At 37.1% G+C, this 15,667-nt stretch carries 1 protein-coding gene; it reads left to right on the plus strand.

The window, feature by feature from the left end; translation table 11 throughout:
• The first annotated feature begins 364 nt into the window (after positions 1–364).
• On the plus strand, positions 365–15,298 hold the full coding sequence (locus O3884_RS04635; RefSeq protein ID WP_371452033.1) for a mucin-binding protein: 14,934 nt from the start codon (positions 365–367) through the stop codon (positions 15,296–15,298).
• The last annotated feature ends 369 nt before the right edge of the window (positions 15,299–15,667 follow it).

Genomic DNA, 15,667 nt, shown 5'->3' on the forward strand with positions numbered 1-15,667 from the left:
AATGCCTATACATGTATAAATAATATAACTATTATTGTATTTTTAGTAAAAGTAAAAAATATTATTTAATTTATGTTACAAAACGCTTAAATAATTGATGTATAGGCTTTTTTAATATATAATAAGAACATGGAATGACACAGTCTAAACTTATTAATTTTACCACTTTAATAACTTACGAAAGTTTAGATATTAATTTCACGTGTGTAAAAAAATATTTAATTATATTCGGCCAACATTAAAGTGAAAAATTAATAATTTTGTGAAAAGATATAGGGGGATTTATAGCAGAGTTATTATTAATTCTATAGTGTGGTACGATACAGTCATTATGATTTTATTTTTAAAGAAAAAGGAGAAGGTTATGTTTAGTAAGAATAATATTAAAATGAACGACAAAAAGCAAGCTGAGAAGATTAATCAGTATGGTATTAAAAAGTTTAATGCCGGAACTGCATCAGTATTAATAGCTTCTGGTTTCTTATTCCTTGGTGGAGCAGCTCAAGCAGCGGAAACTACTAAGCAAGAAACACCAGTTGAAACTACTGCTAATGACAAAACTACCGAAAAAGTAGAGACGCCTAAAGCAGAAGTAGCTGAGAAAACAGCTGAAAAAACAGTTGAAAGCACAGTAGTTAAAACTAGTGCTGTTAAAACAAAACTACAAGAGAAGATTAATCGTTTAAACGATTTATTCGTAACTCTTGCAGGGCGTGAACTATCAGAAACTCAACAAAAATTAACTGTTGATGCGGCGATAGAACTTAATAAAGCTAAAGACCTTATTGTTGATGAAAATGCAACTCAAGCACAGGTAAATGCACAAACAGTTACATTAGAAAACTCAATCAGCTTCCTTAACAAATCTCTAGAAGCTAAAAAAGTTGAAGACAAGAAAGTTGAAGACAAAAAGGCTGAAGATAAAAAAGAAGTTAAAGAAACTAAATCAGCAAAAGAAGAATTAGAAAAAACTATTTCAGAAGCAAAAGTTATTAACCAAACTGCAACTGCATTTGCCGAGAAATCAGTAAAAGAAGAATCTAAAAAAGCTGAAATCAAAGCAGCGGTAGCAATAGCGAAAAAACAAATAGCTAAAGCTTTAGGCGTATTCAACTCTGATTCATCAACTAAGAGTGATTCAGAAAGAGAACGTAAAGAGTTAGAAAGAGCTATCGAAGCTGTTTATGCAACAATGCAACGAGCAGGTCACCGTGGTAAGTTAGAAGGGTTATTAGCAGATGCTGCTTCAACAACTGTTAATATTAGTAACCCAATAAACAAAGTTGTTGTTAACAACGTTGGTGCTATCACTGACGAAGAAGCGCGTGCGATTGAAAAAGAAATTCGTACAGCAAATCCAACTTTAACAGCTGAAGATAAAATTGAAGTTAAACGTCAAGGGAATCTTGGTCAACCTGTAGCGACAATAACATTAGCAAACGGAAGAGTAGACCAAAATGGTAGTAAGACACATGGGTTTGCAATTTCTGATGTTTCTTATGGTTCGGCTGGTGAGAAAAACTACAGTCAACTTCGTGAAGCAATTAACTGGTTTGACTTTGCTACAGCATCTATTACATATAATGATGGAACAAAAGTTGGTCCTGTTGAATACGTTGATAATCCAGCTATGGTAGATTTCACTAGTTCTAAAGGTCGTCAAGAACGTGGACGTTTTACAATGGTTCGTACAGTTCTTGAGTCGACTACACACCCAGAATTAGTAGGTAAGAAAACTAACGATCCAGCATTCTTAGCGTCTGGACTAGCTAAATATACGTTATGGAAAACATATAATGATGTAAAAAATGAAGTACAAAAGAATCAATCTAGTGGTCGAGGAAATAATGAAATATTCGAAGTTCTTCAAGAAGGTATGCGATTTGATGTACCAACCAAGGTAAAAGGATATACATTAAGTGCAACGGTAAGTTCTCTTTCACGTAAGAAAGTTACAACAGAAACATATACTTTAAATAAAGCTAATGGCGAACCTGAGAATATCAATAGAAGTCCGGTTGATGGTGTTGTTCAACGTGAAGATGTCATTGTTACAAGACAAGATCCAAACTGGAGTCATTTAAGATTAGCAGGATTTGAAACTAAATATGAGGATTCAAGAGGGATAACTCGTGAACGATTAACAGCCTTTGCACCAGCCTATGATGGTGGTAACGTTGGGGTTAAATTCCAATTATCTGCAACATATAATGGTCGTCCAGTAGCTGTTAATGCCATTGCCGTTGATTCAGAAGATTTAAGTGTGGCAGAATTTACACAATTCGAATCTGATGGAACGCCTTGGGAAGAGTTCATGCGTTTAAATAAAAACAAAACAAACTCTCAAGGTTTATTCCCAAATAGAAATGTTGACCATAACTTTACATATACTTTTGATAGAAAAACAGACACTAAGTTAACTACAGGTTATAACCTTTCTGAGTGGGCTAACAAAACAGAAACAGGTTATGGTAGTCAATTATTTGGACCTTTTGATTCAGGTATTAATAGGGGATATGATCTTCCTATAGGGCTTTCTCAAAATGTTGAGAACTTAGGAGTCTACATTAATGCCAATGGTAGCCAATCAGCAACTGTAGGTTTTGTTATTTATGACGGAGGAGATGCCTCATCTTCTTATGGTTCTGCACAACATATTATAGGTAACTTTAATAGTGAGAAAAATGGAACACAAGTAGTTCATACTCAACCATATTTAGGAGATGTTCCTGCAGATTCAGACTTCCGAACAACGATAGGAGAACCAAACGGAGCCTGGGTGCTTGATGACTTAGTTAACTCAGAAGACTATAAAGAAATTAGCCTTGTAAGTGGTACAACTAAAGTTACTAACTCTAAAGGTCAATCAGGAACATACTTGTTAGATGGTAAAAATCCAGTAATTCGTATGGAAGATGGAACGCAAGTAGCTATTAAAAATGGTGAAATACTTGCTACAGCGAATACGTTAAAAGGTGGGGATGGTCTTCCGATTAAGGGGTTATATAACCAAGCGACACGTGGTCTTGGTGTTGGTAACTTACCTGATGAAGGAGAAGGGCAACTTTTAGATTCAAGAGTAGCGACAAAATATACGCTTCGTCGTGCAAGTGAAAATGAGTATGTACTAAAAGGTGTAAAAGTAAATCGTGGTGTTAATAATGATGTAGCATATGTTCGTGGATGGGTTGACTTTAATGGTAATGGTAAATTTGATCTTTACGAATCATCTGAATTAGTAACAGCAAATGCTGATGGAACATACGATATTACATTTAAGAATACTCCACAATTATTAAATACATCTGTAGACAACCTTGGAGTTCGTTTGCGTGTATCTGTAGATAAGAATGATTTGAGGTTACCTACAGGATTAGCATCCTCTGGAGAAGTGGAAGACTTTGTTGCTAATGTTATTCACCAGCCGCGTGGAACAAGTCATGTAACTAAAGGGTTACAAGGTCAAAAACAAGAGGTAAATTTACCTACAAATGCAATGTTCACTGCAAGCGGTAAAACAATAGTATCTAACTACAAACAATGGGCTCAAATAGATAATAATACAGCACCTAAGATGGTGTTAAACGATACAGTTGTTAAATCTGAAGAACCAACAGGTAAAACTGTTGAGGTGAAAGACAACCTAAGTCAAACAATTTATAATGGTACTGAGGTAGTCGTTAAAGATGCAAGAGGAAATACTCTTGGTACAGCTGTTAAAGTAACGAATAAATTAACAGGAAGAGCAGAATATTATTTATCAGAGTATACTGAATATGATACAGCAGGTAACAAGGTAGGGGTTTATAAACTTAACGAAGGCTCTACAGAAGGAAAAAATATCCAGAATGGTTCGTTAAATTATACAAAAATTTCATTCCAACCAGAACCTGGTTATGTAGGTACAGCTAAAGGGGTTGCTATCCGTGCATGGGATGATAATGGTAGTCATACAGGATGGGAAGCTACTGAAGATACAATTAGAGATTCATTAACTAGTACAAATCTTGCAGATAAAGATAAAATATTAGAGAATACAAATAACGGTACTAACGGCACTAAGACTATGGATACTAGCTATATTCCAACTGTTATCGATGTTCGTCCAGTAGGTGAAGACACAACTACAACGGATAGTCAAGGTAAAAAACAAAGTGCAAAACCACAAATCCCGGTTTATGGAACAGTCGAAACTGAAACAGGGGACAGAATAACTGACTCTAAATATTCATTTGAAATTTTAAATAAAAAAGAAAAAATAAGATTGGCAGATACATTAGAAAGTAAGAAAGTTACTTATGATAGTGATACTGAAGTAAGTAAACCTACTACGATAACACTAGCAGATGGTAAAGTAGTTACATACACACCTGATAAAGAAAAATTACCTGTACGTGCAAAAATTGCAGAAGATGCTGACGTAGTTGTTACAGGTACTGGATCTGTTGTGTTGAATAATGTTCGACTTGTTACTGGAAAAACTATCCCAGCGGGATCTAGTCCAGTTGATCCTCATCCTGTTACAGCAGACACGGTTGTTACTCTAGCCAACGGTACAGAGACTACTATTCCTGCCGGAGGAAGAATTCCAACAGGAGCTAAACTTAAAAATTCACTAGTGTCGACAGCTAATAATACTTGGAATAATGTTACTTATAATACAGGTGATACTATTCCACGTGAAAGTGGAGGAAAAATTCCTACTTTGGCTAAAGAAACATCTATAAGTCAAATTGTAGCAAAAGGAGATGTTGTAAAAATTGATGGTAAATATCGTGCAACTAACACGATTCCAGCAGGAACTACTATCAAGAAAATATTACCATTAAACCAAGTTGTATTACCAAGTGCAACACACCTTGATCCTGTAACAGGAGCAATAACTGAGGTGCCACGTAGCTATGATTTAGCTAATACCAATGATTCTAAAGTAACAATCACAGGTGAAGGGGTATACGAACTTGTAAAAGATTCAAGTGGAAAACCAACAGGTGAAGTTACGTTCACGCCAGAACCAGGATTTGTAGGTCGAGGAACAGGTGTAGATTTAGTTCAACCAGATATCGACTATAATGATAAGGTTCCAGGAGATCCAGTTACAGAAAAATACGGTACTGACTATGGTAGAGCTAAATATACACCAATTGTAACACCGGATACTAAAGCATCAATTACACGTACAATTCATTATGTTTATGAAAGTGATAATGATGCAACAGCAACTAGTCAAGATTCATATAAAAATAATAATCCGATTTTATCAATTAATAATGAGCCAGTAACACGTTCTCAAACATTAAACTTTAATCGTACTTATAAAATGTTCGATGAAGATGGTGTTTTAGACCAACCAATGGTAGCAGCGAATACAGTGAGAGATGTGAATGGAACACAATATACAGCCGGTACTGAAATACCTAAAGGTACTAAATTCTCTCAAGGGACATTGATTATTTCTGATTGGAAACATGGGGAAAATAATGAAGTAATGAGTAGTATAGTTTCTCCTACTGTAAAAGGTTATACAGCAAATGTTGTAACTTTAGGATATAACGCTCCGAATGCGACAGGAGAAATGGCTCATATTAAAGACGCGAAGGATATCGGTGCTTATAAGCCGGTTACTGGAAATACAAAAGATGTCGGAACGTATAAACCAGCCTCTTCAGCAATAAGATCAGATGATAAAGATAACTTCGATATGTATGTTGTTTATAAAGCGGATAAACAAAAAGCGAATGTTACTTACATCGATTTAGATGCGACAGGTGATGCTCGTATTCTTGAAGTGCAAACAGCAGTAGCGACTCCTACTACAGGTGCAGACGCAAAAACAACTTATAGTGTTGAGAAACTTCAAGGTAAATCACATACAACAATTCCTTATTCAACAGCGGAAACAATCAAAAAATACGAAGCTCTTGGTTATGAATTAGTAACAGATGACTACACAAATGATGCAGAGGGAAATGCTATCTCAGGTGGACGTAAGTTTGATGATGATAAAGATGTAGACCAACCATTTAATGTGTATCTTCGTCATAAAAAAGTTCTTCGTAAGATTAAAGATACTCAAGAAGTAACTCGTACTATTGAATATAAATATGCAGATACCGATGAAGTACCAGCAGATAAACGTGGAAAAACAGCTGCTTCAACAGTTACAGAAAAATTAACTTATGAGCGTGACCGTACAATTGATCACGTACTTGCAGCGAAAGAATATCCAACACAATATGCAGCTTACAAAGCAGTAGCGGATGCTAACCCTTATGGTTCTGATGCTGAATTTGCAGCTCGTAAAACATTCTATGATCACATTACAACAAAAGCGATAGCGGCAGATGCAACACCTGCACAAAAAGCAATTGTAACATTTGGACCATGGACTCCTAAAGGAGGAGAAGCAACGGGAATTACATTATCGGATGCAGAAAAATCTAAAGATGATAAGTTTAACCTAGTTAACTCTCCAGATGTAACTGGATATGCTCCAGATAATGCGACTGTAGAAGCAACTACATCGATTGATGCAGAAGCACCTGATTATAAAGTTACAGTTACGTATACACCAGCGCCACAAAAAGCGGTAGTTAAATTCGTAGAAGTAGATGCTACTAATACTAATAAAGTAATTACTCCAGGTCTTGCAGAGCCAGTTGTTGTGACAGGTAAATCAGAAGCGGCTTACCCAGCTACAACAGCGACTTCAGTAACTGATAAGATTACTGAGCTTGTTAAGAAAGGTTACGAACTAGTAAATAACGGATTTGTATCAACAGATAAATTTGATAAAGATGCTGCAGTTGATCAAGAATATGTTGTGAAATTCAAAGCTAAAGTAGTTGATATTCCATCATTTGATCCAACTAAACCAGTAAGTAACGATAATCCAAAACCAACGCCAGGTGTAACACCAATCGATCCAAATAATACAGGTGGACCAAAATGGACAGAAGAATTAATCAACGCTATAAAAGTACAAGAAGAAGTAACACGTACAATTAAGTATGTATACGAAGACGGTACACCAGTAGCGGAAGCTGATTTAGCAAGTGTAGCTGATAAAAAAGTTAAAACACTTAAATTCACTCGTCCTGGTAAGATTAATGTAGCGACAGGAGAAATCACATATGGAGATTGGTCGGCGAACCAAACATTTGAAGCAGAAACCTCTCCAGTATTAGAAAAATACACGGCGGCAGTTGCAGGAGTAACTCCAACAACAGCTAATGTGCCAGAGAAAACTGTTGCGGCTACAGATAAAGACTTTGAAGAAGTAGTAGTTTATAAAACTAAACTAATCACAGTTGATCCAAAAGCTCCGGGTTATAAAGAACCTAAGAAAGATGAACCTATTAATCCAAGTGATCCAAATGGACCAAAATGGACTGATGAGTTACTAGCAAAACTTAAAAACACTGAAAAAGTAACACGTACAATTTCATACGTTTATTCAGAGGATACAAACAAATTAAATCAAGCTGAAAAAGACGGAAATAAAGGTGGAGCTAATGTTGTTAAAGATAACACTGAAGTTACTCCATTTGTAACTGAAGTTAACTTCAATCGTGTTGCTAAAGTAAACCCAGTAACAAATGAAATTACTTATGAAGATTGGAAGCCAACAACACCAGCTGGTGCAACAGCCCCTGACGATACATTAGAAGGAAAAACAACTATTCCAGTTATCCCAGGATATGTAGCAACGGGAGATGTAGAAGCATCTAAGAAAGATGTAACATCAGTTAAAGCAGAAGATAAAGATATTACGGATAAAGTAGTGTATGAAGCCCTAGGTAAATACGTACCAGTAGTACCAGTAGGATTCACACCACCAACAATTCAAAATCCACAATATCCAAACAACAATGATGATCCATCTAAACCAGGGGATCCAACGACTACAACAACGATTCCATACGTACCAGGAACAACACCAGTAGGGCCAAATGGACAACCGTTGACACCGAAGAATCCTAATAACAAGGAAGAAGGTTACTTACCGCCAGCTCCAACTACACCAACTGGAGATACAACAATTACGTACGTTAAAGACGGTACTCAAATTGCGGTAACGAAATTTGTAGATACAACTGGTAAAGGATTAGAACCTTCAGTAGTAGATACAGGAGATACAGGGAAAGCCTTTACTAAAGATGCTGATGTAACTGCGACAATCAACAAGATTTTAGCTCGTGGATATGAAAAAGTTGAAAACAAAAACGGTGAAACGCCATATCCGACAGAAGCAACAGCTAGAGTATTCGACGCAGATGCATCAACAAACCAAGAATATACAGTAACATTCAAACCTATTATTAAAGATGTACCAACAGATCCTAACTCTGAAAAACCGACTCCAGGTCAACCAGTAGTTCCAGGTGATAATAATGGACCAAAATGGCCAGAATCAGTTAAAAATCTAAAAACTACAGATACAGTAAAACGTACAATTAAGTACGTATATGAAGATGGAAAACCAGTAATAGATCCAGCAACAGGTGCACAAAAAGTAGTAGAACAAACTGTAGAATTCACACGACCAGCGAAAGTAAACTTAGCGACTGGTGACATTACATACGGAGATTGGACACCAGCGAAAGAACTTGCAGCTGTAGCTTCACCAACAGCGATGGATATTCCAGAATTAGCTAACCATATCGTAAGTACAGAAACAGTACCAGCGGTAACGGTAGAGGCAGAAGCAGAAGATATTACCGAAACAGTAATATACAGAAAAGTTAAACCGATAACGGTACAACCAAATGATCCAACACCGACGAAAGATACGCCTATTGATAAAGATAATCCAAATGGGCCAAAATGGACAGAAGAACTAATTAAGAAATTAGAAGACGCTCGTAAAGAAGAAGTAACACGTACGATTTCTTACACTTACTCAACAGATGAAAAAGAATTAAAAGAAGCCGATGCAGCTAAAAAAGGAACAAATGTAGCAGATGCATTCACAAACAGAGTAGAATTCAAACGCGCGGTAACAATTGATCCGAAAAATGGAGAATTCACATACGGACCATGGGTAGCTACAAATGACGACACTACATTAGAAGGAAAAGCAGAACTTCCAAAAGTAGAAGGATACATAGCAACAGGAGACGTAGACTCATCTAAGAAAGATGTAACAGGAGTAAACGCAACTGACAAAGATATTACGGAAAAAGTAGTGTACAAAGCACTAGGTAAATATGTACCAGTAGTACCAGAAGGATTCGACAAACCGAATATCGATAAACCGCAATATCCAAACTCAGACGATCCATCTAAACCAGGAACACCAGAAACAGTGATTCCTCATGTACCAGGAACAACACCGGTAGGACCAGATGGGAAACCATTAACTCCGAAAGATCCGAATGATAAGACTAAAGGATACTTACCACCAGCGCCAACAGATCCAACGAAAGATACATCAATTATCTACGTTAAAGATGGTTCACAAATAGCGGTAACGAAATTTGTAGATACAACTGGAAAAGGACTAGAGCCTTCAGTAGTAGATTCTGGAGATACAGGAAAAGCCTTCACTAAAGATGCAGAAGTAACTGCAACAATCAATAAGATTTTAGCTCGTGGATATGAAAAAGTAGCTAACGTAAACGCAGGTGAAAAAGACTATCCATCAACAGCCGCAGAGAAAGTATTCGACGCAGATGCGAAAACAAACCAAGAATTCACAGTAACATTCAAAGCAAAAGTAGTTGATATTCCATCATTCGATCCAACAAAACCAGCAAGCAATGATAATCCTAAACCAACTCCAGGTCAACCAGTAGATCCAACAAAACCAGATGGACCAAAATGGCCAGAATCAGTTAAAGATCTGAAGACTACTGAATCTGTAACACGTACAATCAAGTATGTATACGAAGATGCAACTCCGGTTGGTGACGATAAACTTGGAACAGCGGTAGCAGGTAAGAAAGTTCAAACACTTGAATTCACAAGAACAGCAAAAGTTAACCTAGCGACAGGTGAAATTGAATACGGAAAATGGACACCTAAGACAACAGATGGATTCGAAGCTGTAGCAACTCCAACGATTGATGGATATACATCAGCGTTGGTAAATAATCCAGCAACTAGCGATGTACCAGCGAAAACTGTAACAGCAGATGCAGAAGATTATGAAGAAGTTGTAATTTACAAAGTGAAACAAACTGTAATAGATCCGAATGATCCGAACTTTGATTCAGATAAACCGGTAAATCCAAAAGATCCAAATGGAAAAAAATATAAAGATCTTAAATTAAAAGAAGAAGTAAAACGTACAATTACGTATACTTATGCAGATGATGTAGCGGATGCTACTAAACGTGGAACTGAAGCAGAATCTAAATTTGAAACTACAGTAAGTTTCACACGTACAGCGACAGTAAATGGAGCTACAGGTGAAATTACTTATAGTGAATGGGCTGCTAAAGATAACGATACAACTCTTGAAGGTAAAGCTGTAGTACCAGTTAAAACTGGATATGTAGCAACAGGAGATGTAGAGGCATCTAAGAAAGACGTAACAGGTGTTAATGCAACAGATAAAGATATTGTTGAAAAAGTTATCTACAAAGATTTAGGTAAATTTGTACCAGTTGTTCCAGAAGGATTCACTCCTCCGACAATTGAAAATCCACAATATCCAAATAATCCAAAAGATCCAACAAAACCAGGTACACCTACAACTACGATTCCGTATGTACCAGGTACAACGCCAGTAGGTCCAAATGGTAAACCATTAACTCCGAAAGATCCGAATGATCCAAAACAAGGATATAATCCACCAGCACCAACGAACCCAACTGAAGATACTACAATCGTTTATGTGAAAGATGGATCTCAAGTAGCGGTAACACACTTCATCGAAGTTAACAATGCGACAGATAAAGTAGAAAAAGGTGGAGTGGCTCAATCAATCGTTGATACAGGAGATACAGGAAAAGCCTTCACTAAAGGTGCAGAAGTAGAGAAAACTATTGAAGCTCTGAAAGCTAAAGGATATACAGTAGTAGAAAATAACTACCCAACAGATGGTAAATTCGATGCAGATGCAACAACAAATCAAGAATATAAAGTTCTTGTAACAGTTAAACCAGTAACTGTAAATCCAAATGATCCAGCTCCGACTCCAGGAAAACCAATCGATCCAAATAATCCAAATGGACCAAAATGGACTCCAGATTTAATCAAAGAGTTAGAAGATGGACGTAAAGATGAGGTTAAACGTACAATCAAGTATGTTTACGCAGATGGTAAAGAAGCTGCTACTCCAGTAAAAGAAACTAAAGAATTCACACGTTCAGCAACAATTAACCCAGTAACTGGTAAGATTACATTTGGAGACTGGTCACCAGCTCAAACATTTGGAGAAGTAACTTCACCAGAGATTAAGAATTACACTCCAGATAAAGCAACGGTACCAGCTAAAGAAGTTGCAGCAGGAGCAGACGATGTAACTGAAACAGTAATCTATACTACAAAACCAGTAACATTAGATCCAACTAAACCAACGAATCCAAATACGCCGAATGTTACTCCAAAACCTGAAGATAAAGTACCAAACGATCCGAAAGGACGTACGTATAAAGAATTAGGATTAATCGAAGAAGTGACTCACACTGTTCGCTACAGATTAGCAGATGGAACGGATGCAGGTATCGAAGATAATGTGCAAACATTAACGTTTACTCGTACAGCTGACTTAGATCCAGTAACTGGAGCAATCTCTAATTACAGTGATTGGAAAGCAAAAGGTGATGATACAACAATCGATGCTGTGCCAACACCAGCTAAAGAAGGATATGTAGCTTCAGCGAAAGCTTCTACAGAACGAGCAAATGTTAAAGCTACGGATAAAGATAGTGAAGAAACAATTATCTATCGTAAACTTGGTTCTTATGTACCGGTAATTCCTGAAGGGGTAACACCTCCAGCGAATACTGACTTAACGCCAAAACCATATCCGAATGATCCGAAAGATCCTACAAAACCAGGAACGCCTACTGAAACACCAGTAGTACCATATATCCCTGGAACAACACCAATAGGACCAGACGGAAAACCATTAACTCCGAAAGATCCAAATGATCCAACAAAAGGATATGAAGTTCCAAAACAACCAGCAGATCCAACTCAAGATACGAGAATTACGTATGTTAAAGAAGGTTCTCAAGTAGCGTTAATCCACTTCGTTAAAGCGGACGGAACTGCAGTGCATGTATCTGTTGCGGAAGCAGGGGTTACAGGTCAAGCAATTAAGACTGCGAATGTCGATAAAGTAAAAGCTGATCTTGAAGCTAAAGGATATGAAGTTGTTGAGCCAACTGATCCAGCTTATACTGCAGAACGTGAAGCATTCTACGGAGAAGCAAATCGTAAATATGATGATAAAGACGATAAAGGTGCTAAAGGAATTAGCCAAGTTTACTACGTAATCGTTAAAGAAGGAATTACTCCGATCGATCCGGATAAACCTCTAACTCCAACGACACCAGATCTTCCAAAACCAGGGGATAAAGTACCAGGGGATCCAAAACAACGTACATTCGAACAACTTGGATTAATTGAAGAAGTAAATCGTACAATTAACTACAGATATGCTAATACTGACAAAGTAGAAGAAGCTAAGCGAGGAACAGAAGCTGCGGAAACTGTTAACCAAAAACTTCGTTATACTCGTAAAGGTGATCTAAACAAAGTAACAGGTGAAATCACTTATACTTCTGATTGGACAAAACCTCAAACGTTAGCAGAAGTAGTGTCTCCAGTAATCGAAGGATATGTTGCAGATATTAAAGCAGCAGAAAAAGTAGATAATGTGGCTTATAATGCAGCTGATTCTACAGTGAATGTTGTTTACTCACCGCTAGGTAAATATGTACCGAAAGTACCAGAAGGATTTGAAGAACCAAAACTTGACAAACCTCAATATCCAAACGATCCAAAAGATCCAACGAAACCAGGAACACCGACAACAGTGATTCCTCATGTACCAGGAACAACACCGAAAGATCCAAATGGAAATCCACTGAAACCAGTAGATCCAAATGATCCAACTAAAGGATATGTTCCACCGGCACCTGAAAACCCAACAGAAGATACAACGATTGTCTATGAAAAAGATACTCAAAAAGCAGTAACGAAATTCGTAGATCCAACTGGAAAACCAATTCCAGGAACTGTGACTATTGAAGAATCAGGTAAATCAGGTGAGCCATTAACAAAAGCAAATGATGTAACTGCTGAAATTGCTAAGTTAATCGCAAAAGGATATGATTTAGTAAGTAACAACTATGGTAAAGATAATGATGGAAACTTTGATAAAGACTCTAGCAAAGATCAAGAATACACTGTAGTGTTAACTCCTCATATTCAAGATGTACCACCGTTTGATCCGAAAGATCCAAATGATCCAAAAACACCGCAACCTGGACAACCAATCGATCCAAATAATCCAACAGGACCGAAATGGACAGATGAATTAATTAAACAATTAGAAACAACTCGTCACGTTAACCGTACAATTAAGTATATTGACGAAAAAGGAAATGAAGTATCTAAGACTGTTACTGATAAAGTAACGTTCACTCGTGGAGCTAAGTTAAATGTAGTTACAGGAGAAATTACTTATAACGAATGGACTGCGAAAGATAACGATACAACATTCGTAAGAGTAGTTTCACCAGTTGTTAAAGGATATATTCTAAAAGATGCTAAACAAGAAATAGTTCCAGCATCAACAGGATTAACTGCAGATTCTAAAGATGAAAACATCGAAGTAGTTTATATCAAACTTGGTTCATGGGTACCAAAAGTACCAGGAGGAGAAACTCCAATCGATCCAATCCCATATCCAACAGATCCAAATGATCCAACAAAACCAGGTACAGATAAACCAAGAGTACCTTATATCCCAGGAACAACGCCAGTGGTGCCGAAAGATCCAACTAAACCAATTAGTCCGGATAATCCACTAGTTCCATTAACGCCGGTTGATCCAAACGATCCAACTAAAGGATATGAAGTACCGCCAGTACCAACGGATCCAAGAGTAGATACACCGATCAACTACGTGACAGATAAGCAAAAAGCTATTACTAACTTTGCAGATGAAAATGGTAAAGTTGTATCAACTCCAGTAGTAGATGAAGGTGATTCAGGAGCTAACTTCAACAAAGATAAAGTTGATGAAGTAACTAAAACTATTGAAAAACTTGAAAAAGCAGGATATAGAGTAGTAAGCAATGACTTCCCATCTAAAGATACAGATAGAGTATTCGATAAAGATAAATCTGTAGATCAAATCTTTAATGTAAAAGTAGCTGAAAGAATTATTCCAGTTACACCAGGTAAACCAGTAGATCCAAATGATCCAAACTTACCGAAGAACCCAGATGGAACTCCAGTAACACCATCTACACCAGAACCAGGTAAACCAGTATTTCCTAACGATCCAAATAGCCCAGTATGGCCAAGTACTGTGAAAGATCTTGTAACTGAGAAATCAGCTACACGTACTATCAAGTATGTAGATCGTAACGGAAAAGAAGTAACTGAAACTCGTGTTGAAACAATCAAATTCACTCGTGATGCTAAGATTAACTTAGTAACAGGAGAAATCACATATGGAGAATGGACAACAGACCGTAACGACGATATCTTCAACGGATACCCAGTACCAGTTGTTAAAGGATACATCGCTAAAGATGGTGATCTAGAATCATCAACTAAAGATGTTAAAGTAACACCTGATACAATCAAGGATATCAACGAAACAGTTGTTTACGATAAGTTAGGATCATGGGTACCAAACATCCCAGGAACACCAACAAATCCAATTCCATATCCAAACGATCCGAAAGATCCAACAAAACCAGGAAGCGATAAACCAATCGTTCCTTACGTGCCTGGACACACTCCAATGGTACCTCAAGATCCAACAAAACCAGTTGGACCAAACAACCCATTAGTACCGTTGAAACCAGTTGATCCAAATGATCCAACTAAAGGATACGAAGTACCAAACGTACCGAACGATCCAACTAAGGATACACCAATCAGCTACGTTCCAGTACCACAACCAACGCCAAAACCAACTCCAGCACCAACGCCGGAAACTCCTAAAGCTCCAGAAGAACCAGTAGCGCCAAAAGCGCCAACTCAAGTTAAACGCCTAGCTAACACTGGTACAACTGAAACTAACACAGGGCTAGCTGGATTAGGAATGGCAATCTTCGGTGGATTACTTGCAGCAGTAAGACGTCGTAAAAACAACGAAGATTAAAAATAAATGGGAGTGACTCAAAAATCGTGATTTTTCGTAGAAATCGATTTTTCAGAGTCACCCCCACACAGTTTATTAGATATCTAAAAAGCTTTTATAAAGCGAATTTAGATATCAATAAACTACTGTGTCTATGAATTCTCATATACACTTTGTAAAAATTTAGGTCTTTTGGATTAGGCCGAGAATAAGACCCACTTTCGATACATTTCGAAGGTGGGTTTTATTGTAGTTATAGTAGTTGAATAGATTCCTCAGAGGTTAGTAGGTTGTTTTGTGAAATTCGGAACATGAATTCATTATTTGAAAGAAAATGAGATTATATATTATTAGAAAAACTACTATTAATGGAGTATAATAAAAGTGAAG

Origin of the sequence: Gemella sp. 20925_1_85, from assembly GCF_041433735.1 — a bacterium.
GTDB lineage: Bacteria > Bacillota > Bacilli > Staphylococcales > Gemellaceae > Gemella.

Excerpts from the sequence above, each read along its gene's own strand:
- O3884_RS04635 (WP_371452033.1), top strand. The coding sequence starts at position 365 with ATGTTTAGTAAGAATAATATTAAAATGAACGACAAAAAGCAAGCTGAG.